The sequence below is a fragment of the Streptomyces sp. NPDC104814 genome, assembly GCF_055583185.1.
Genome location: NZ_JBVJOL010000005.1, coordinates 228,621 through 249,043 on the forward strand (window position 1 = coordinate 228,621; position 20,423 = coordinate 249,043).

The window sequence follows — 20,423 nt, forward strand, 5'->3', positions numbered from 1 at the left end:
GGGCCGCGGGCCCGTACCGCCGCCCCGACCGGCGGCCGGCCGGCGCGGATCAGCGCTTGGCGGCGCGGGCGGCCAGCGTCTCGCCGGCGATGGACCAGCTGTCGGTGGCGATCTCCTGGACGGTCACCCACACGCTCTCCGGCTTGCTGCCGGTGGCCCTGACATAGGCGTCGGTCAGCTCACGGACCAGCTCGGCCTTCTGCTCGGCGGTCTTGCCGGGGGTCTGCTGCACATGGATGAGAGGCATCGCGTTCTCCGGGGGGTCGGGGTCGTACGGAAAGCCGTGGACGACGTACGGATGTGCCGTACTCGTGACGGCGGCCCAGGGGCGGGAGCCCGGGGACCGCCGTGGGCTCAGTCCAGCACCGGGCCGGCGGGCGTCCAAGACGCAATCCGCTCTGGGACCTATCACGATGTGTGATAGATCCAGGTGAGCCGCCCGGCCCGGCGCCGGATCGGTGAAGGGGCGGGGACAGGGGACGCCCGCGCCGGCCTTGCCGCAGTGAAGGTGCACGGTGTCCGGACGCACCTCGCGGAGACCGAGGCGGCCCTCGCCTCCCGCCCCGAGATCGCCGCGGCTGCCGCGGTGAGCCGGTCACCCTTCGGGCCGGGGGCGGGCCGGCAACATCCATATACGCGGCCGCTGTCGCCCGTTTGCGTTCGACTGCGCGCTCCGGACCACGTACACTCTCACCTCGTTGGCCTTCAGCAGCCGCGCCCGCAACCGGTGCACACCAAGCATCCGGCCGGATGCGGTACGTTGGGGGACGCACCAAAGGGTCGTAGCTCAATTGGTAGAGCACCGGTCTCCAAAACCGGCGGTTGGGGGTTCAAGTCCCTCCGGCCCTGCTACACACACCTTCGCCAGGATGTGTGCGCATGTACGTACAGCAATGCACCGCCGTGCGGCTCAGACCGGGCGCGGCACGGCCACGACCCGGGATCAGGTGAGGACTAATGGCGGACGCCGTGGGCTCCATCGACACGCCTGACGCCCAGGACGAGGCGCCGGAGAGCCGGAAGAAGGCCCGCAAGGGCGGCAAGCGGGCCAAGAAGGGTCCGCTCAAGCGCCTGGCCACCTTCTATCGGCAGATCATCGCCGAACTGCGCAAGGTCGTCTGGCCCACGCGCAACCAGCTGACGTCGTACACGACTGTGGTGATCTTCTTCGTCGCCATCATGATCGGCCTGGTGACCGTGATTGACTATGGGCTCAACCACGCGGCCAAGTACGTCTTCGGCTGAGCCAGAAGCGAAGGGCGCCGAGGTATCCGGCGCCCCTTTTCGCGTGTTCCACCCCTATGTATCCAGGAAGAAGCAGCCACCGTGTCTGACCAGAACCTGAACGACGCCGTTGAGCCAAGCGAGACTGCGGCAGAGTCGGTGGACGACGAGCTCGACATCGTCGAGGGCGCGGACGAGGACCTGGACGAGGCAGAGGCTGCCGACCTCGAAGCGGGCGAGCCCGCCGAGGAAGCCGCCCTCCACGAGGAGGACGACGCCGCCGCCGGTGACGAGGACGAGGTCGCCGAGGCCGTGGCCGAGGAGCCCGAGCCCGAGGACGACCGCGACCCGGTCGAGAAGCTCCGCGAGGAGCTGCGCCTGCTGCCCGGCGAGTGGTACGTCATCCACACCTACGCCGGTTACGAGAAGCGCGTGAAGGCCAACCTGGAGCAGCGCGCCGTCTCGCTGAACGTCGAGGACTTCATCTACCAGGCCGAGGTGCCCGAGGAAGAGATCGTCCAGATCAAGAACGGCGAGCGCAAGACCGTCAAGCAGAACAAGCTGCCCGGTTACGTGCTCGTCCGGATGGACCTGACGAACGAGTCCTGGGGCGTCGTCCGCAACACGCCCGGCGTCACCGGCTTCGTCGGCAACGCCTACGACCCCTACCCGCTGTCGCTGGACGAGATCGTGAAGATGCTCGCCCCCGAGGCGGAGGCCAAGGCCGCCCGTGAGGCCGCCGAGGCCGAGGGCAAGCCGGCGCCGCAGCGCAAGGTCGAGGTCCAGGTGCTGGACTTCGAGGTCGGCGACTCGGTCACCGTCACCGACGGCCCGTTCGCCACCCTCCAGGCCACGATCAACGAGATCAACCCGGACTCCAAGAAGGTCAAGGGTCTCGTGGAGATCTTCGGCCGCGAGACCCCGGTCGAGCTGTCCTTCGACCAGATCCAGAAGAACTAGTTCTTTCTGGACTTACCGCTTCCGCGCAGGTCAGACCGAGCTTCCATCGGGAGGCGCCCCCGCTCGCGGGGGACGGTCTGACCTGCACGGTTTTTGGCCGCGCATCTATACCCGTTATCGTTGTGCGGTATGCCTGCATCCGGGTGGTCCCCGGAAGCGGGCATGGACCCGAAGTGAAAGGACCCGGAGAGCCATGCCTCCCAAGAAGAAGAAGGTCACGGGGCTCATCAAGCTCCAGATCCAGGCCGGTGCCGCCAACCCGGCCCCGCCGGTCGGCCCCGCGCTGGGTCAGCACGGCGTGAACATCATGGAGTTCTGCAAGGCCTACAACGCCGCGACCGAGTCGCAGCGTGGCTGGGTCATCCCGGTGGAGATCACGGTCTACGAGGACCGCTCCTTCACCTTCATCACCAAGACGCCGCCGGCCGCGAAGATGATCCTCAAGGCCGCGGGCGTGGAGAAGGGCTCCGGCGAGCCGCACAAGACCAAGGTCGCGAAGATCACGCGTGACCAGGTCCGCGAGATCGCCACCACCAAGATGCCCGACCTCAACGCCAACGACCTGGACGCCGCCGAGAAGATCATCGCCGGCACCGCCCGTTCCATGGGCGTCACGGTCGAGGGCTGACCCCACCTTCCAGCAGAAGTGGCAGGGCCTGCTCGGCCCGCACCACAACTCCTCAGCACACACAGGAGCATCACGTGAGCAAGCGCAGCAAGGCTCTCAAGGCTGCGGACGCCAAGGTCGACCGGGAGAAGCTGTACGCCCCGCTCGAGGCCGTCCGTCTCGCCAAGGAGACCTCCACGACCAAGTTCGACTCGACCGTCGAGGTCGCCTTCCGTCTGGGTGTCGACCCGCGCAAGGCCGACCAGATGGTCCGTGGCACCGTGAACCTGCCGCACGGCACCGGCAAGACCGCCCGGGTCCTGGTCTTCGCGACCGGTGACCGTGCTGCGGCCGCGGAGGCCGCGGGCGCCGACATCGTCGGCTCCGACGAACTGATCGACGAGGTCGCGAAGGGCCGTCTGGACTTCGACGCCGTCGTCGCCACCCCGGACCTCATGGGCAAGGTCGGCCGTCTCGGCCGCGTGCTCGGTCCCCGTGGTCTGATGCCGAACCCGAAGACCGGCACCGTCACCCCCGACGTGGCCAAGGCCGTCACCGACATCAAGGGCGGCAAGATCGAGTTCCGTGTCGACAAGCACGCGAACCTGCACTTCATCATCGGCAAGGCGTCCTTCGACGACGACAAGCTGGTGGAGAACTACGGCGCGGCCCTGGAGGAGATCCTCCGTCTGAAGCCGTCCGCCGCCAAGGGCCGCTACATCAAGAAGGCCGCGCTCAGCACCACCATGGGCCCCGGCATTCCGGTCGACCCGAACCGCACCCGCAACCTCCTCGTCGAGGAGGACCCGGCCGCGGTCTGAGCCTGACGCTCACCGAAGTCGGTTCCGGGCCCCGCCCCCTGTTTCCAGGGGGCGGGGCCCGTTTCCGTTTCCGGCCGCCGCGACTCCCTGAGGGCGTTCCGCTCCCGCAGCCGGGTGGCGCGGGTTAGCGTGAAGATCACGGGGGAGTCGAGGTGGAGGGCCGATGAGGAGTGTCGGACGGGGGATCGTGCCGGTCCTGCTGGTGGCCGTACTGAGCACCCTGGCGGCCTGCGGAGGCGGTGACGGCCGGCCGCGGCCCACGGCGTCGCCCAGCCACCCCGACACACGCACCACGGCCGCGCTGCGCGCCGTGGAGGAGGCCACCACCCGGGCCGGCTCGGCGCGGATCAGTTCCACCACGGTCATGGCCGGCCTGCTGTCCACCCGCAGCGAGGGCACCCTGGACTGGGCCGGCGACTCCACCGGCACACTCACCATCACCTACACCGGCGGCAGCCTCGCCGAACCGCTGCGGGCGCTCGGCAGCACCACCATGGAGGCGCGTCTGCTGCCCGACGCGTACTACGCGCGCGTGGGCGCCGAGTTCGCCCGGCGCATCGGCGGCCGGCACTGGATCCGCTACGACTACGACGACCTCGCCGGCCTGCCCGGCGACTCCGGCAGCTATCTGCGCGACCAGCTGCGCAACACCGCGCCCGTGCCGCCCGTGAAGCTGCTGCTGGCGTCGGGAGACGCCCGGGCCGTCGGCGAGGAGACCATCGCCGGCCGCCGCACCCGGCACTACACGGGCACGGTCGACGTCGCCTCCCTCGCCGACGCGTCCCTGAAGAAGCAGCTCGCCGAAGCCGGTGTGCGCGGTGAGCACATCGACCTGTGGGTCGACGACCACCACCTGATCGTCAAGAAGACCGAGAAGGCCACCATGACGAGCGGCCTGATGACCCAGACGGCCGCCTACGGCGACTACGGCGTCCACGTCGCCGTACAGCGGCCCCCGGCGGCCGACACCGAGGACTTCGCGCAGCTCATGGGCACCGCGGCGCCGTGAACGGGACCGCGGGAAAAGAGAGTGTCTTACCTCTCTCTTACGGTTAGCCTCGCAAGGCTGCCGTGTGGCAGCTGTGTCTTCCGTGGGGGGAAACCATGAAGAAGTCCTCTGTCATACCCGCTGCCTCGCTCGCCGCGCTGCTGCTCGCCGGGACCGCCGGCTGCGGCAAGGGCGACGCGCGGTCGCCGGAGATGTCGCCGGCCGCGGCCGTCGCGGCGGCGGCGAAGAACGCCGACGCGGTCACGTCCTTCCACTACCGGATGCGCGGCACCATCCCGGGGGAGGGCAAGCTGCACGGTGACGCGGCGATGAGCCTGAAGCCGCTCGCCATGAACATGAAGATGGGGATCGAGGGCGGGGCCGACGCCGGCGAGACGGAGATCCGGCTCGTCGGCAAGGCGCTGTTCGTCAACGGCGGCGAGGAGGCCGCGAAGGACATGGACGGCAAGAGCTGGCTCAAGTTCGACATGTCCAAGAGCACCAAGGACCTGGACGAGCTGGGGAAGGCCGGCCAGGCCCAGAAGAACCCGGCGGCGGAGTCCACGTACCTCACCGGCTCCAAGGACGTGAAGAAGGTCGGCACGGAGACCGTCGACGGCGTCGGCACGACGCACTACGCCGGCACGGTCACCCTGGCGGACCTCAAGGCCTCCCTGAACGGCCAGGGGCAGGCCGCCCGCGAGAAGCGGCAGGAGAGCCTCAAGGAGTACGAGAAGCTCGGCATCGACAAGTTCACCATGGACATGTGGATCGACGGCGAGCAGCGCACAAAGCAGTTCCGCATGCGCGGTGACGCCGACAAGGGTCCGCTGGACATGACGATCACCTTCCTCGACGTGAACAAGCCGGTGACGGTGACCGCTCCGCCGGCCGAGGACGTCACGACCTTCGAGGAAATGATGAAGAAGGCCATGGAGGAGGCCATGCAGGGCTGACCCGTACGGGCGGATTTGCTCGAAGGCGACCCGTTCCCGTACTCTCCTTGAGAAGCCAAAGACCGCTGGTCGTTGCCGTGCCCCAACAAAGGGGCCGGTGGCCGAAGGATCCGCTGAAAATGCGGGCGACCCGCGCAGGTGACTGTGGAAGAACTCCCGGAGCATGTGTGTGTTCACATGCGTGTGCTGCCGGTCGAGTCCGCCCCGTGCGCCTGCGCCGGGGCGTTTCGTTTTCCCCAGTCCTCCTTCGGGTCCGCGCGGTCAGAATCACCCGGAAGGAGGCCGAGGCTCTATGGCGAGGCCCGACAAGGCTGCCGCGGTTGCCGAGCTGACGGACAAGTTCCGCAACTCCAACGCCGCCGTGCTGACCGAGTACCGCGGTCTCACCGTGGCGCAGCTCAAGACGCTGCGCCGCTCGCTCGGTGAGAACGCCCAGTACGCCGTGGTGAAGAACACGCTGACCAAGATTGCGGCCAACGAGGCCGGGATCACGACGCTGGACGACCAGTTCGCTGGTCCGACGGCCGTCGCCTTCATCACCGGTGACCCGGTGGTGTCGGCGAAGGGTCTCCGTGACTTCGCCAAGGACAACCCGAATCTCGTCATCAAGGGCGGTGTGCTCGAGGGCAAGGCCCTCACCGCCGACGAGATCAAGAAGCTTGCGGACCTCGAGTCCCGCGAGGTTCTGCTCTCCAAGCTGGCCGGTGCCTTCAAGGGGAAGCAGTCTCAGGCTGCCTCCGTCTTCCAGGCGCTGCCGTCGAAGCTCGTCCGCACCGTGGACGCGCTCCGTGCCAAGCAGGACGAGCAGGGCGGTGCCGAGTAATTCGGCTCGCTTTCTGACGCTCGCCGCCTGATCGCGGCGCGTGTCGCCAGCGGGCCAACGTACGCCCGCCTCACCCAGTACATCCGGCACCTGCCGAATTAGTGGAAGGACCGCCATCATGGCGAAGCTCAGCCAGGAAGACCTGCTCGCGCAGTTCGAGGAGATGACCCTCATCGAGCTCTCCGAGTTCGTGAAGGCCTTCGAGGAGAAGTTCGACGTCACCGCCGCCGCGGCCGCCCCGGTCGTCGTCGCCGGCCAGGGTGGCGGCGCTGCCGCCGAGGCCGCCGAGGAGAAGGACGAGTTCGACGTCATCCTCACCGGCGCCGGCGACAAGAAGATCCAGGTCATCAAGGTCGTGCGTGAGCTGACCTCCCTGGGTCTGAAGGAGGCCAAGGACCTCGTGGACGGCGCCCCGAAGCCCGTTCTCGAGAAGGTCGCCAAGGACGCCGCGGACAAGGCCAAGGAGGCCCTCGAGGGCGCCGGCGCCTCCGTCGAGGTCAAGTAAGACCTTCGCGACCGCATGAGCGGCCTGCCGGGGACCGGATCGTGAAAACGTCTTCCCCAGGGCTGTAACGCGAACGCACCGAAGGGCGATCATCCATCCGGGTGGTCGCCCTTCGGCGTTCCCCGGGGGACGGCCCGGGCTGCCTTGCACCTGTGTTCGCGAGGGGTAAGGTGATCTTCGTCGTGTCTCGGTCGCCCCGGTTCGGGCAAGGGGGGCCTTGACGAACCGCACGCAGCGCGCAATTCTCAGGACGCGTCGTCACAAGGATCCGAATCCGAGGCATGGATCGACGGCGAAGAGGGCAGTATCAACGTGCGTTGAAGGCAGGTATGCCGCAGGCGTTTGGAAGAGTGAGGTCTCCGAAATGCGGGACTGGACATCAGTGTGCCAAGTGGCTACACTGACCCTTTGCGCTGCCTGTTAGCTGTCCCCTGCCCGTCACCAGGGGTCTGCCCTCACTCGAGCACTGACCGACAGATCGTCTCCGACCTGGGACTTCTGTCTTTGTGCGCGGGGGAGGGGACGGTACGCGCGTAGTGAGTCCGAGCCCTCGGAAGGACCCCCTCTTGGCCGCCTCGCGCAACGCCTCGACCGCGAATACGAACAACGCTGCCAGCACCGCCCCGCTGCGCATCTCCTTTGCAAAGATCAAGGAGCCCCTCGAGGTTCCGAACCTTCTCGCGCTGCAAACCGAGAGCTTCGACTGGCTGCTCGGCAACGACGCGTGGAAGGCTCGCGTCGAGGAGGCCCTCGAGAACGGTCAGGATGTCCCCACCAAGTCCGGTCTGGAGGAGATCTTCGAGGAGATCTCCCCGATCGAGGACTTCAGCGGGTCGATGTCGCTGACCTTCCGCGACCACCGCTTCGAGCCCCCGAAGAACTCCATCGACGAGTGCAAGGACCGCGACTTCACGTACGCGGCCCCGCTCTTCGTCACCGCCGAGTTCACCAACAACGAGACCGGCGAGATCAAGTCCCAGACGGTCTTCATGGGCGACTTCCCGCTCATGACGAACAAGGGCACCTTCGTCATCAACGGCACCGAGCGTGTCGTGGTGTCGCAGCTGGTCCGTTCGCCCGGCGTCTACTTCGACTCCTCCATCGACAAGACGTCCGACAAGGACATCTTCTCCGCCAAGATCATCCCGTCCCGGGGTGCCTGGCTGGAGATGGAGATCGACAAGCGCGACATGGTCGGTGTCCGCATCGACCGCAAGCGCAAGCAGTCCGTCACCGTCCTCCTCAAGGCCCTCGGCTGGACCACCGAGCAGATCCTCGAGGAGTTCGGCGAGTACGAGTCCATGCGCGCCACCCTGGAGAAGGACCACACCCAGGGCCAGGACGACGCGCTGCTCGACATCTACCGCAAGCTGCGTCCGGGCGAGCCGCCCACGCGTGAGGCCGCGCAGACGCTGCTCGAGAACCTCTACTTCAACCCCAAGCGCTACGACCTGGCCAAGGTCGGCCGCTACAAGGTCAACAAGAAGCTGGGCGCGGACGCCCCGCTGGACGCCGGGATCCTGACCGTCGAGGACATCATCGCGACGATCAAGTACCTGGTGAAGCTGCACGCCGGTGAGACCGAGACCGTCGGTGACAACGGCCAGCCGGTCGTCGTCGAGACCGACGACATCGACCACTTCGGCAACCGCCGCCTGCGCAGCGTCGGCGAGCTCATCCAGAACCAGGTCCGCACGGGTCTGGCCCGTATGGAGCGCGTCGTCCGTGAGCGGATGACCACTCAGGACGTCGAGGCGATCACGCCGCAGACCCTGATCAACATCCGGCCGGTCGTCGCCTCCATCAAGGAGTTCTTCGGCACCAGCCAGCTGTCGCAGTTCATGGACCAGAACAACCCGCTGTCGGGTCTCACCCACAAGCGCCGTCTGTCGGCTCTTGGCCCGGGTGGTCTCTCCCGTGAGCGGGCCGGCTTCGAGGTCCGTGACGTGCACCCGTCGCACTACGGCCGCATGTGCCCGATCGAGACGCCCGAAGGCCCGAACATCGGTCTGATCGGCTCGCTCGCCTCCTACGGCCGGGTCAACGCGTTCGGTTTCGTCGAGACCCCGTACCGCAAGGTCATCGACGGCCAGGTCACCGACGAGGTGGACTACCTGACCGCCGACGAGGAAGACCGCTTCGTCATCGCGCAGGCCAACGCCACGCTCAACGACGACCTGCGCTTCGCCGAGGCCCGCGTGCTCGTCCGCCGCAAGGGCGGCGAGGTCGACTACGTCGGCCCCGAGGACGTGGACTACATGGACGTCTCGCCGCGCCAGATGGTGTCGGTCGCGACCGCCATGATCCCCTTCCTGGAGCACGACGACGCCAACCGTGCCCTCATGGGCGCGAACATGATGCGTCAGGCCGTTCCGCTGATCAAGAGCGAGTCCCCGCTCGTCGGCACCGGCATGGAGTACCGCTCCGCCGTCGACGCCGGCGACGTCGTCAAGGCCGAGAAGGCCGGTGTGGTCCAGGAGGTCTCCGCGGACTACATCACCACCGCCAACGACGACGGCACGTACATCACGTACCGCCTGGCCAAGTTCGCCCGCTCCAACCAGGGCACCTCGGTCAACCAGAAGGTCATCGTCAACGAGGGCGACCGCGTCATCACGGGCCAGGTGCTCGCCGACGGCCCGGCCACCGAGAACGGCGAGATGGCGCTGGGCAAGAACCTGCTCGTGGCGTTCATGCCGTGGGAGGGTCACAACTACGAGGACGCGATCATCCTGTCGCAGCGCCTCGTGCAGGACGACGTCCTCTCCTCGATCCACATCGAGGAGCACGAGGTCGACGCCCGTGACACCAAGCTCGGCCCCGAGGAGATCACCCGGGACATCCCGAACGTCTCCGAGGAGGTCCTCGCCGACCTCGACGAGCGCGGCATCATCCGGATCGGTGCCGAGGTCGTCGCCGGCGACATCCTCGTCGGCAAGGTCACGCCCAAGGGTGAGACCGAGCTGACCCCCGAGGAGCGCCTGCTCCGCGCGATCTTCGGTGAGAAGGCGCGCGAGGTGCGCGACACCTCGCTGAAGGTGCCGCACGGTGAGATCGGCAAGGTCATCGGCGTGCGCGTCTTCGACCGCGAGGAGGGCGACGAGCTGCCGCCGGGCGTGAACCAGCTGGTCCGCGTCTACGTCGCGCAGAAGCGCAAGATCACCGACGGTGACAAGCTCGCCGGCCGTCACGGCAACAAGGGCGTCATCTCGAAGATCCTGCCGATCGAGGACATGCCGTTCCTGGAGGACGGCACCCCGGTCGACATCATCCTCAACCCGCTGGGTGTGCCGTCCCGAATGAACCCGGGACAGGTCCTGGAGATCCACCTCGGCTGGCTCGCCAGCCGCGGCTGGGACGTCTCCGGCCTCGCGGACGAGTGGGCGCAGCGCCTCCAGGCCATCGGCGCCGACCAGGTCGCCCCCGGCACCAACGTCGCGACCCCGGTCTTCGACGGTGCCCGTGAGGACGAGCTGGCGGGTCTGCTGCAGCACACCATCCCGAACCGCGACGGCGAGCGCATGGTGCTCCCGACCGGTAAGGCGCGGCTGTTCGACGGCCGTAGCGGTGAGCCGTTCCCGGACCCGATCTCGGTCGGCTACATGTACATCCTCAAGCTCCACCACCTGGTCGACGACAAGCTCCACGCCCGCTCGACCGGTCCGTACTCGATGATCACCCAGCAGCCGCTGGGTGGTAAGGCCCAGTTCGGTGGCCAGCGCTTCGGTGAGATGGAGGTGTGGGCCCTCGAGGCCTACGGCGCCGCGTACGCCCTCCAGGAACTGCTGACCATCAAGTCCGACGACGTCACCGGCCGCGTGAAGGTCTACGAGGCCATCGTCAAGGGCGAGAACATCCCTGAGCCCGGCATTCCCGAGTCCTTCAAGGTGCTCATCAAGGAAATGCAGTCCCTGTGCCTCAACGTGGAGGTGCTGTCCTCGGACGGCATGTCCATCGAGATGCGCGACACCGACGAGGACGTCTTCCGCGCAGCGGAGGAGCTCGGTATCGACCTGTCCCGGCGCGAGCCGAGCAGCGTCGAAGAGGTCTGACGGGAGTCCGGCGGGGCCCTCACCCACAGGGCCCCGCCGACCCCCAGGCCCCCGTTTCAGACCACAGACTTTCGACCCTGAGAGGGATTGACGCATAGTGCTCGACGTCAACTTCTTCGACGAGCTCCGGATCGGCCTGGCCACCGCTGACGACATCCGTCAGTGGAGCCACGGCGAGGTCAAGAAGCCCGAGACCATCAACTACCGCACCCTGAAGCCCGAAAAGGACGGACTCTTCTGCGAGAAGATCTTCGGTCCGACCCGGGACTGGGAGTGCTACTGCGGCAAGTACAAGCGCGTTCGCTTCAAGGGCATCATCTGTGAGCGCTGCGGCGTCGAGGTGACCCGCGCCAAGGTGCGCCGTGAGCGGATGGGCCACATCGAGCTGGCCGCTCCCGTCACGCACATCTGGTACTTCAAGGGTGTCCCGTCGCGCCTGGGTTACCTGCTGGACCTCGCCCCGAAGGACCTGGAGAAGGTCATCTACTTCGCGGCGTACATGATCACGTACGTGGACGAGGAGCGCCGTCAGCGCGACCTGCCCTCGCTGGAGGCCCATGTCTCCGTCGAGCGCCAGCAGATCGAGCAGCGCCGTGACGCCGACCTCGAGGCCCGCGCCAAGAAGCTCGAGACCGACCTGGCCGAGCTGGAGGCCGAGGGCGCCAAGGCCGACGTGCGCCGCAAGGTGCGCGAGGGTGCCGAGCGTGAGATGAAGCAGCTGCGCGACCGTGCGCAGCGCGAGATCGACCGTCTCGACGAGGTGTGGAACCGGTTCAAGAACCTCAAGGTCCAGGACCTCGAGGGCGACGAGCTGCTCTACCGCGAGCTGCGTGACCGCTTCGGCACGTACTTCGACGGTTCGATGGGTGCCGCGGCGCTGCAGAAGCGCCTGGAGTCCTTCGACCTCGAGGAGGAGGCCGAGCGCCTCCGCGAGATCATCCGCACCGGCAAGGGCCAGAAGAAGACCCGTGCCCTGAAGCGCCTGAAGGTCGTCTCCGCGTTCCTGCAGACGTCCAACAGCCCCAAGGGCATGGTCCTGGACTGCGTCCCGGTCATCCCGCCGGACCTGCGTCCGATGGTGCAGCTGGACGGTGGCCGCTTCGCGACCTCCGACCTGAACGACCTGTACCGCCGTGTCATCAACCGCAACAACCGTCTGAAGCGCCTGCTGGACCTGGGCGCTCCGGAGATCATCGTCAACAACGAGAAGCGCATGCTTCAGGAGGCTGTTGACGCCCTCTTCGACAACGGTCGTCGCGGCCGGCCGGTGACCGGTCCGGGCAACCGCCCGCTGAAGTCCCTCAGCGACATGCTGAAGGGCAAGCAGGGCCGTTTCCGTCAGAACCTGCTCGGCAAGCGTGTCGACTACTCGGCGCGTTCCGTGATCGTCGTCGGTCCGCAGCTGAAGCTGCACCAGTGCGGTCTGCCGAAGGCGATGGCGCTGGAGCTGTTCAAGCCGTTCGTGATGAAGCGCCTGGTCGACCTGAACCACGCGCAGAACATCAAGAGCGCCAAGCGCATGGTGGAGCGCGGCCGCACGGTCGTGTACGACGTCCTCGAAGAGGTCATCGCCGAGCACCCGGTTCTGCTGAACCGTGCTCCCACCCTGCACCGCCTCGGCATCCAGGCCTTCGAGCCGCAGCTGGTCGAGGGCAAGGCCATCCAGATCCACCCGCTCGTCTGCACCGCGTTCAACGCGGACTTCGACGGTGACCAGATGGCCGTGCACCTGCCGCTGTCCGCGGAGGCGCAGGCCGAGGCCCGCATCCTGATGCTGTCCTCGAACAACATCCTGAAGCCGGCCGACGGCCGTCCGGTGACGATGCCGACCCAGGACATGGTCCTCGGTCTGTTCTTCCTCACCACCGACGCCGAGGGCCGCAACCCCAAGGGCGAGGGCCGCGCGTTCGCGTCCGTCGCCGAGGCGATCATGGCGTTCGACGCCGGTGAGCTGTCCCTGCAGACGCCGACCGAGATCCGCTTCCCGGTAGGCACCATCCCGCCGCGTGGCTGGGTGCCGCCGGTCCGCGAGGAGGGCGAGCCGGAGTGGCAGCAGGGTGACAGCTTCACGCTGAAGACCACGCTGGGCCGTGCGCTCTTCAACGAGCTGCTGCCCGAGGACTACCCGTTCGTCGACTACGAGGTCGGCAAGAAGCAGCTCTCCCAGATCGTCAACGACCTGGCCGAGCGCTACCCGAAGGTCATCGTGGCGGCGACGCTCGACAACCTGAAGGCGGCGGGCTTCTACTGGGCGACCCGTTCCGGCGTCACCGTGGCCATCTCCGACGTCGTCGTCCCCGAGGCGAAGAAGGAGATCGTCGCCCGCTGGGAGGCCGCGGACGAGAAGGTCCAGCGCCAGTACGAGCGTGGTCTGATCACCAAGGACGAGCGCACCCAGGAACTGATCGGCATCTGGACCAACGCGACCAACGAGGTCGCCGAGGCGATGAACGAGAACTTCCCGAAGACCAACCCGATCTTCATGATGGTGAACTCGGGTGCACGAGGCAACATGATGCAGATGCGTCAGATCGCCGGTATGCGTGGTCTGGTGTCGAACGCCAAGAACGAGACGATCCCGCGTCCGATCAAGGCCTCGTTCCGTGAGGGTCTGTCCGTGCTGGAGTACTTCATCTCCACGCACGGTGCCCGTAAGGGTCTGGCGGACACCGCTCTGCGTACCGCCGACTCGGGTTACCTCACCCGTCGTCTGGTCGACGTCTCCCAGGACGTCATCATCCGCGAGGAGGACTGCGGCACCGACCGTGGCCTCAAGCTGCGGATCGCCGAGCGCAATGCCGAGGGCACGCTGCTCAAGGCCGAGGACGTCGAGACCAGCGTGTACGCGCGCTGCCTCGCCGAGGACATCGTGGTCGACGGTCAGGTCCTGGCCCCGGCCGGCACCGACCTCGGTGACGTCCTGATCGACGAGCTGGTCCTGCGCGGCATCGAGGAGGTCAAGACCCGTTCGGTCCTGACCTGTGAGTCCGCCGTCGGCACCTGCGCGATGTGCTACGGCCGTTCGCTGGCCACCGGCAAGCTGGTCGACATCGGTGAGGCGGTCGGCATCATCGCCGCCCAGTCCATCGGTGAGCCCGGTACCCAGCTGACGATGCGTACCTTCCACACCGGTGGTGTGGCCGGTGACGACATCACCCAGGGTCTGCCCCGTGTCGTCGAGCTCTTCGAGGCCCGTACGCCGAAGGGTGTCGCCCCGATCTCCGAGGCCTCCGGCCGCGTGCGGATCGAGGAGACCGAGAAGACCAAGAAGATCGTCATCACGCCGGACGACGGCAGCGACGAGACGGCCTACCCGATCTCGAAGCGCGCCCGTCTCCTGGTCAGCGAGGGCGAGCACGTCGAGGTGGGCCAGAAGCTCACCGTGGGTGCCACCAACCCGCACGACGTGCTGCGCATCCTGGGTCAGCGTGCCGTCCAGGTCCACCTGGTCGGCGAGGTCCAGAAGGTGTACAACTCGCAGGGTGTGTCGATCCACGACAAGCACATCGAGATCATCATCCGGCAGATGCTGCGCCGTGTGACGATCATCGAGTCCGGCGACGCCGAGCTGCTGCCCGGTGAGCTGGTCGAGCGCTCGAAGTTCGAGACCGAGAACCGTCGTGTGGTCCAGGAGGGCGGTCACCCGGCCTCCGGTCGTCCGCAGCTCATGGGTATCACCAAGGCCTCGCTGGCCACGGAGTCCTGGCTGTCGGCGGCGTCCTTCCAGGAGACGACGCGAGTCCTCACGGACGCGGCGATCAACGCCAAGTCCGACTCGCTCATCGGCCTCAAGGAGAACGTCATCATCGGTAAGCTCATCCCGGCCGGTACGGGTCTGTCCCGCTACCGCAACATCCGGGTCGAGCCGACCGAGGAGGCGAAGGCCGCGATGTACTCGGCCGTCGGCTACGACGACATCGACTACTCGCCGTTCGGCACCGGCTCCGGCCAGGCCGTTCCGCTGGAGGACTACGACTACGGTCCGTACAACCAGTAAGGCGCACGTCCACTGAAGGGCGGCCACCCCGCGAGGGGTGGCCGCCCTTCGGCGTCGTGCCGGTGCCGCGCGCGCCGGTTCGGCGCATCATGGAGGGACGCCGGTGGTTCCGGGAGGTGCTCGTGTCCCAGTCGCCGTATCCGTGGCAGCCCTCGCCGTCCGGGCAGCAGCAGTGGCGGGGGATGCTCGCCTCGCACGCCGATCGGGAGCGCGCCGTGGACGTCCTCAGAGCCGGGTACGGCGAGGGACGGTTGGAGCGCGAGGAGTTCGAGCAGCGGGCCGGGCGGGCGTATGCGGCCCGGACGGTGGGGGAGCTGGCGCTGCTGGTCGCCGATCTGCCGCAGGGCCCCGTACCGCCCGCTGTGCCCGCTGCCTTCGCTCCCGGGGCGTTCGCTCCCGTGCCCGGGCCGCCCGGGCCGCGGACGAACGGGAAGGCCGTGGGTGCCGCCGTGTGCGGGCTGCTGTGCGTCTTCACCGCGGGGGTCACCGGCATCCCGGCGATCGTCCTCGGGCACACGGCGCGCTCGGAGATCCGGCGGACGGGCGAGCTGGGGGCGGGCCTGGCGCTGACCGGTCTCGTGCTGGGGTGGTTGGCCACGGCCGGCTGGGCACTCGTACTGATCCTGCTGACGGCCGTCTCCCTGGCGGCCGGCGGCTGACCCGGGCGCAAGGGCGTGAGGAACGTGTACGAAGCGGACAGCGGCCGCCGATTCGTAGATCACTTGTGCTGGGCGGGCTTGACATGTGGCGTGTGTCGCTGCGGCCGGGGCCCATTTGTTTTGACCGTAGCGTTTGCGGTAGGTACGCTCAGACCTTGTGCCTGGGGTGTGCCTTGGCTCTCCTGCGTGCCTTCAACCGCACAGGAGTCATGACCGGCCACCGCAATCTGCGTCTCTTATGCCGTTCGGCAGAAGCCCGCACGATTCGACACACCCGACCGCGTGGGTCGGTGACGTTCCAGGTTAGCTTCACCATCGGCACACAGAAACCGGAGAAGTAGTGCCTACGATCCAGCAGCTGGTCCGTAAGGGCCGGCAGGACAAGGTCGAGAAGAACAAGACGCCCGCACTCGAGGGTTCCCCTCAGCGTCGTGGCGTCTGCACGCGTGTGTTCACGACCACCCCGAAGAAGCCGAACTCGGCCCTCCGTAAGGTCGCGCGTGTGCGTCTGACCAGCGGCATCGAGGTCACGGCCTACATTCCGGGTGAGGGACACAACCTGCAGGAGCACTCCATCGTGCTCGTGCGCGGCGGCCGTGTGAAGGACCTGCCGGGTGTTCGCTACAAGATCATCCGCGGCTCGCTCGACACCCAGGGTGTCAAGAACCGCAAGCAGGCTCGCAGCCGTTACGGCGCCAAGAAGGAGAAGTAAGAATGCCTCGTAAGGGCCCCGCCCCGAAGCGCCCGGTCATCATCGACCCGGTCTACGGTTCTCCTCTGGTGACCTCCCTGATCAACAAGGTGCTGCTGAACGGCAAGCGCTCCACCGCCGAGCGCATCGTCTACGGCGCCATGGAGGGTCTGCGTGAGAAGACGGGCAACGACCCGATCATCACGCTGAAGCGCGCGCTGGAGAACATCAAGCCGACCCTCGAGGTCAAGTCCCGCCGTGTCGGTGGTGCGACGTACCAGGTTCCGATCGAGGTCAAGCCCGGTCGTGCCAACACGCTCGCGCTGCGCTGGCTGGTCGGTTACTCCCGCGCCCGTCGCGAGAAGACCATGACCGAGCGTCTGCTCAACGAGCTTCTCGACGCCTCCAACGGCCTGGGTGCCGCTGTGAAGAAGCGCGAGGACACGCACAAGATGGCCGAGTCCAACAAGGCCTTCGCGCACTACCGCTGGTAGTCGCTACCCACATCGAGACCGAGAGAAGACTGAAGCCTTATGGCTACCACTTCACTTGACCTGGCCAAGGTCCGCAACATCGGGATCATGGCCCACATCGACGCGGGCAAGACGACCACCACCGAGCGGATCCTGTTCTACACCGGTGTGTCGTACAAGATCGGTGAGGTCCACGACGGCGCCGCCACCATGGACTGGATGGAGCAGGAGCAGGAGCGTGGCATCACGATCACCTCTGCTGCCACCACCTGTCACTGGTCGCTGGAAGACGTCGACCACACCATCAACATCATCGACACCCCCGGTCACGTCGACTTCACCGTCGAGGTGGAGCGCTCGCTGCGCGTGCTCGACGGTGCCGTGACGGTGTTCGACGGCGTCGCCGGCGTTGAGCCGCAGTCCGAGACGGTGTGGCGTCAGGCGGACCGCTACGGCGTTCCGCGCATCTGCTTCGTCAACAAGCTCGACCGCACGGGCGCCGAGTTCCACCGCTGCGTGGACATGATCTCGGACCGCCTGGGCGCGCAGCCGATCGTCATGCAGCTCCCGATCGGTGCCGAGGCCGACTTCCAGGGCGTCGTGGACCTGGTCCGCATGAAGGCGCTCGTCTGGTCCGCCGAGGCCACCAAGGGCGAGATGTACGACGTCGTCGACATCCCGGCCACGCACACCGAGGCTGCCGAGGAGTACCGCGGCAAGCTGATCGAGGCCGTGGCCGAGAACGACGAAGAGATCATGGAGCTGTACCTGGAGGGCGAGGAGCCCACCGAGGAGCAGCTGTACGCCGCGATCCGTCGTATCACCATCGCGTCCGGCAAGGGCACCGGCACCACCGTGACCCCGGTGTTCTGCGGTACCGCGTTCAAGAACAAGGGTGTCCAGCCCCTGCTCGACGCGGTCGTGCGCTACCTGCCGTCCCCGGTCGACATCGAGGCCATCGAGGGCCACGACGTCAAGGACCCCGAGACGGTCATCAAGCGCAAGCCGTCCGAGGACGAGCCGCTGTCGGCGCTCGCGTTCAAGATCATGAGCGACCCGCACCTGGGCAAGCTCACCTTCGTCCGGGTCTACTCGGGCCGCCTGGAGTCCGGCACCTCGGTGCTGAACTCCGTCAAGGGCAAGAAGGAGCGCATCGGCAAGATCTACCGCATGCACGCGAACAAGCGTGAGGAGATCGAGTCGGTGGGCGCCGGCGACATCGTCGCCGTCATGGGCCTGAAGCAGACCACCACCGGTGAGACGCTCTGCGACGAGAAGAACCCGGTGATCCTGGAGTCCATGGACTTCCCGGCGCCGGTCATCGAGGTCGCGATCGAGCCCAAGTCCAAGGGTGACCAGGAGAAGTTGGGTGTCGCCATCCAGCGTCTCGCGGAGGAGGACCCCTCCTTCCAGGTGCACACCAACGAGGAGACCGGCCAGACCGTCATCGGCGGTATGGGCGAGCTTCACCTCGAGGTCCTCGTCGACCGCATGAAGCGCGAGTTCAAGGTCGAGGCCAACGTCGGCAAGCCGCAGGTGGCCTACCGCGAGACGATCCGCAAGGCCGTCGAGCGCGTCGACTACACCCACAAGAAGCAGACCGGTGGTACCGGTCAGTTCGCGAAGGTGCAGATCGGCATCGAGCCCCTCGAGGGCGGCGACGTCTCGTACGAGTTCGTGAACAAGGTCACCGGTGGCCGTATCCCGAAGGAGTACATCCCTTCGGTGGACGCCGGTGCGCAGGAGGCCATGCAGTTCGGCATCCTGGCCGGCTACGAGATGACCGGTGTCCGTGTCATCCTCCACGACGGCGCCTACCACGAGGTCGACTCCTCCGAGCTCGCCTTCAAGATCGCCGGTTCGCAGGCCTTCAAGGAGGCCGCGCGCAAGGCCAGCCCCGTGCTGCTCGAGCCGATGATGGCCGTCGAGGTCACCACGCCCGAGGACTACATGGGTGAGGTCATCGGCGACATCAACTCCCGCCGTGGTCAGATCCAGGCCATGGAGGAGCGGGCCGGTGCCCGTGTCGTGAAGGGCCTCGTGCCCCTGTCGGAGATGTTCGGCTACGTCGGCGACCTCCGCAGCAAGACGTCGGGTCGCGCAAGCTACTCGATGCAGTTCGACTCCTACGCCGAGGTTCCGCGGAACGTCGCCGAGGAGATCATCGCGAAGGCCAAGGGCGAGTAACGCACCGCGTTCACACGCCGTAGGCTTGACTCCGGAGCCTCGTGGGGCAAACACCCGCAATCGCGGATGTTTGCCCCGGGTTCCGGGCCTTTTCAGCAAAGATCACCTGGCGCCGATGAAGTAAGGCGTACCAGAACCACTCCACAGGAGGACCCCAGTGGCGAAGGCGAAGTTCGAGCGGACTAAGCCGCACGTCAACATCGGCACCATCGGTCACATCGACCACGGTAAGACGACCCTCACGGCCGCCATTACCAAGGTGCTGCACGACGCGTTCCCGGACCTGAACGAGGCCTCGGCGTTCGACCAGATCGACAAGGCTCCTGAGGAGCGCCAGCGCGGTATCACCATCTCGATCGCGCACGTCGAGTACCAGACGGAGACCCGTCACTACGCCCACGTCGACTGCCCCGGTCACGCGGACTACATCAAGAACATGATCACCGGTGCTGCCCAGATGGACGGCGCCATCCTCGTGGTCGCCGCCACCGACGGCCCGATGCCGCAGACCAAGGAGCACGTGCTCCTGGCCCGCCAGGTCGGCGTTCCGTACATCGTCGTCGCCCTGAACAAGGCCGACATGGTGGACGACGAGGAGATCCTGGAGCTCGTCGAGCTCGAGGTCCGTGAGCTCCTCTCCGAGTACGAGTTCCCGGGCGACGACCTGCCGGTCGTCCGCGTCTCCGCGCTCAAGGCCCTCGAGGGCGACAAGGAGTGGGGTGAGTCCGTCCTCAACCTGATGAAGGCCGTGGACGAGAACATCCCCGAGCCCGAGCGTGACGTCGACAAGCCGTTCCTCATGCCCATCGAGGACGTCTTCACGATCACCGGTCGCGGTACGGTCGTCACCGGCCGTATCGAGCGTGGTGTCCTGAAGGTCAACGAGACCGTCGACATCATCGGCATCAAGACCGAGAAGACCACCACCACGGTCACCGGCATCGAGATGTTCCGCAAGCTGCTCGACGAGGGCCAGGCCGGTGAGAACGTCGGTCTGCTCCTCCGTGGCATCAAGCGCGAGGACGTCGAGCGCGGCCAGGTCATCATCAAGCCGGGTTCGGTCACGCCGCACACCGAGTTCGAGGCGCAGGCGTACATCCTGTCGAAGGACGAGGGTGGCCGCCACACCCCGTTCTTCAACAACTACCGCCCGCAGTTCTACTTCCGTACGACGGACGTGACCGGCGTCGTGACCCTCCCCGAGGGCACCGAGATGGTCATGCCGGGTGACAACACCGAGATGAAGGTGGAGCTCATCCAGCCCGTCGCCATGGAAGAGGGCCTGAAGTTCGCCATCCGTGAGGGTGGCCGGACCGTCGGCGCCGGCCAGGTCACCAAGATCAACAAGTAAGTCCGCTTGCTTGACGGTCCTGTGACCCGGTAGCTCCGACTGCGAGCTCCGCGAGGGGCCCGTACGACTTCGGTCGTACGGGCCCCTCGTTCGTGTTTCCCGGCGGTCCCGCCGGTCGCAGACGCCCCG

Annotated in this window: 16 protein-coding genes and 1 tRNA gene; 16 read left to right on the forward strand and 1 reads right to left on the reverse strand. The window is 66.9% G+C overall.

All coding sequences use genetic code 11. The features are described from left to right. Nucleotides 1-49 precede the first annotated feature (49 nt). Nucleotides 50-247: a tautomerase family protein gene (locus ACZ64A_RS19400; RefSeq protein ID WP_469811634.1), complete on the reverse strand. Its 198-nt coding sequence runs from the start codon at nucleotides 245-247 to the stop codon at nucleotides 50-52. Nucleotides 248-776: 529 nt separating this feature from the next. Between ACZ64A_RS19400 and ACZ64A_RS19405 the strand changes: the two genes are divergently transcribed. The 16 genes from ACZ64A_RS19405 (at nucleotide 777) to tuf (ending at nucleotide 20,294) form a co-directional block, all read left to right on the forward strand. Next, nucleotides 777-849: transfer RNA gene (locus ACZ64A_RS19405), tRNA-Trp, on the forward strand. A gap of 108 nt (nucleotides 850-957) precedes the next feature. Beyond that, on the forward strand, nucleotides 958-1,245 hold the full coding sequence (gene secE, locus ACZ64A_RS19410; protein WP_361630614.1) for a preprotein translocase subunit SecE: 288 nt from the start codon (nucleotides 958-960) through the stop codon (nucleotides 1,243-1,245). An 81-nt stretch (nucleotides 1,246-1,326) separates the two neighbouring features. Continuing rightward, nucleotides 1,327-2,184, forward strand: a complete 858-nt coding sequence (gene nusG / locus ACZ64A_RS19415; protein ID WP_469811636.1) for a transcription termination/antitermination protein NusG — start codon at nucleotides 1,327-1,329, stop codon at nucleotides 2,182-2,184. Nucleotides 2,185-2,377: 193 nt separating this feature from the next. Then, nucleotides 2,378-2,812 carry a 50S ribosomal protein L11 gene (gene rplK / locus ACZ64A_RS19420; RefSeq protein WP_006130605.1) on the forward strand — a complete coding sequence of 145 codons (435 nt, stop codon included), beginning with the start codon at nucleotides 2,378-2,380 and terminating at the stop codon, nucleotides 2,810-2,812. Between the two features lie 74 nt (nucleotides 2,813-2,886). Next, a complete protein-coding gene (gene rplA, locus ACZ64A_RS19425; RefSeq protein ID WP_469811637.1) occupies nucleotides 2,887-3,612 on the forward strand; it encodes a 50S ribosomal protein L1 in 726 nt (241 codons plus the stop codon). Nucleotides 3,613-3,775: 163 nt separating this feature from the next. Further along, nucleotides 3,776-4,621, forward strand: a complete 846-nt coding sequence (locus ACZ64A_RS19430; RefSeq protein ID WP_469811639.1) for an SCO4651 family lipoprotein — start codon at nucleotides 3,776-3,778, stop codon at nucleotides 4,619-4,621. 95 nt (nucleotides 4,622-4,716) lie between these two features. Then, the gene (locus ACZ64A_RS19435; RefSeq protein ID WP_469811640.1) at nucleotides 4,717-5,556 is read left to right on the forward strand and encodes an SCO4651 family lipoprotein; all 840 of its coding nucleotides are present in this window, start codon (nucleotides 4,717-4,719) and stop codon (nucleotides 5,554-5,556) included. A 292-nt stretch (nucleotides 5,557-5,848) separates the two neighbouring features. Beyond that, nucleotides 5,849-6,379, forward strand: coding sequence for a 50S ribosomal protein L10 (gene rplJ / locus ACZ64A_RS19440; RefSeq protein WP_469811641.1), 531 nt, complete (start codon nucleotides 5,849-5,851; stop codon nucleotides 6,377-6,379). Nucleotides 6,380-6,497: 118 nt separating this feature from the next. Next, nucleotides 6,498-6,884 carry a 50S ribosomal protein L7/L12 gene (gene rplL / locus ACZ64A_RS19445; RefSeq protein WP_469811643.1) on the forward strand — a complete coding sequence of 129 codons (387 nt, stop codon included), beginning with the start codon at nucleotides 6,498-6,500 and terminating at the stop codon, nucleotides 6,882-6,884. A gap of 566 nt (nucleotides 6,885-7,450) precedes the next feature. Then, a complete protein-coding gene (gene rpoB, locus ACZ64A_RS19450; protein ID WP_469811644.1) occupies nucleotides 7,451-10,936 on the forward strand; it encodes a DNA-directed RNA polymerase subunit beta in 3,486 nt (1,161 codons plus the stop codon). A gap of 97 nt (nucleotides 10,937-11,033) precedes the next feature. Continuing rightward, a complete protein-coding gene (locus ACZ64A_RS19455; RefSeq protein ID WP_469811646.1) occupies nucleotides 11,034-14,933 on the forward strand; it encodes a DNA-directed RNA polymerase subunit beta' in 3,900 nt (1,299 codons plus the stop codon). 122 nt (nucleotides 14,934-15,055) lie between these two features. Continuing rightward, entirely contained in the window at nucleotides 15,056-15,592 is a 537-nt protein-coding gene (locus ACZ64A_RS19460) for a DUF1707 and DUF4190 domain-containing protein (protein WP_469811648.1), read from the forward strand. A 340-nt stretch (nucleotides 15,593-15,932) separates the two neighbouring features. Then, nucleotides 15,933-16,304 carry a 30S ribosomal protein S12 gene (rpsL, locus tag ACZ64A_RS19465; RefSeq protein ID WP_003948652.1) on the forward strand — a complete coding sequence of 124 codons (372 nt, stop codon included), beginning with the start codon at nucleotides 15,933-15,935 and terminating at the stop codon, nucleotides 16,302-16,304. 2 nt (nucleotides 16,305-16,306) lie between these two features. Beyond that, nucleotides 16,307-16,777, forward strand: a complete 471-nt coding sequence (gene rpsG, locus ACZ64A_RS19470; RefSeq protein ID WP_003992340.1) for a 30S ribosomal protein S7 — start codon at nucleotides 16,307-16,309, stop codon at nucleotides 16,775-16,777. Nucleotides 16,778-16,816: 39 nt separating this feature from the next. Then, nucleotides 16,817-18,943: an elongation factor G gene (gene fusA / locus ACZ64A_RS19475; protein WP_469811649.1), complete on the forward strand. Its 2,127-nt coding sequence runs from the start codon at nucleotides 16,817-16,819 to the stop codon at nucleotides 18,941-18,943. Nucleotides 18,944-19,100: 157 nt separating this feature from the next. Further along, nucleotides 19,101-20,294, forward strand: coding sequence for an elongation factor Tu (tuf, locus tag ACZ64A_RS19480; protein ID WP_469811650.1), 1,194 nt, complete (start codon nucleotides 19,101-19,103; stop codon nucleotides 20,292-20,294). The last annotated feature ends 129 nt before the right edge of the window (nucleotides 20,295-20,423 follow it).

Bases quoted from the DNA above. Each gene is read 5' to 3' on its own strand.
- fusA (WP_469811649.1), top strand. From the start codon at position 16,817: ATGGCTACCACTTCACTTGACCTGGCCAAGGTCCGCAACATCGGGATC.
- rplL (WP_469811643.1), top strand. From the start codon at position 6,498: ATGGCGAAGCTCAGCCAGGAAGACCTGCTCGCGCAGTTCGAGGAGATG.
- ACZ64A_RS19435 (WP_469811640.1), top strand. From the start codon at position 4,717: ATGAAGAAGTCCTCTGTCATACCCGCTGCCTCGCTCGCCGCGCTGCTG.
- rplJ (WP_469811641.1), top strand. From the start codon at position 5,849: ATGGCGAGGCCCGACAAGGCTGCCGCGGTTGCCGAGCTGACGGACAAG.
- rplK (WP_006130605.1), top strand. From the start codon at position 2,378: ATGCCTCCCAAGAAGAAGAAGGTCACGGGGCTCATCAAGCTCCAGATC.
- rpsG (WP_003992340.1), top strand. From the start codon at position 16,307: ATGCCTCGTAAGGGCCCCGCCCCGAAGCGCCCGGTCATCATCGACCCG.
- secE (WP_361630614.1), top strand. From the start codon at position 958: ATGGCGGACGCCGTGGGCTCCATCGACACGCCTGACGCCCAGGACGAG.
- ACZ64A_RS19430 (WP_469811639.1), top strand. From the start codon at position 3,776: ATGAGGAGTGTCGGACGGGGGATCGTGCCGGTCCTGCTGGTGGCCGTA.
- ACZ64A_RS19400 (WP_469811634.1), bottom strand. From the start codon at position 247: ATGCCTCTCATCCATGTGCAGCAGACCCCCGGCAAGACCGCCGAGCAG.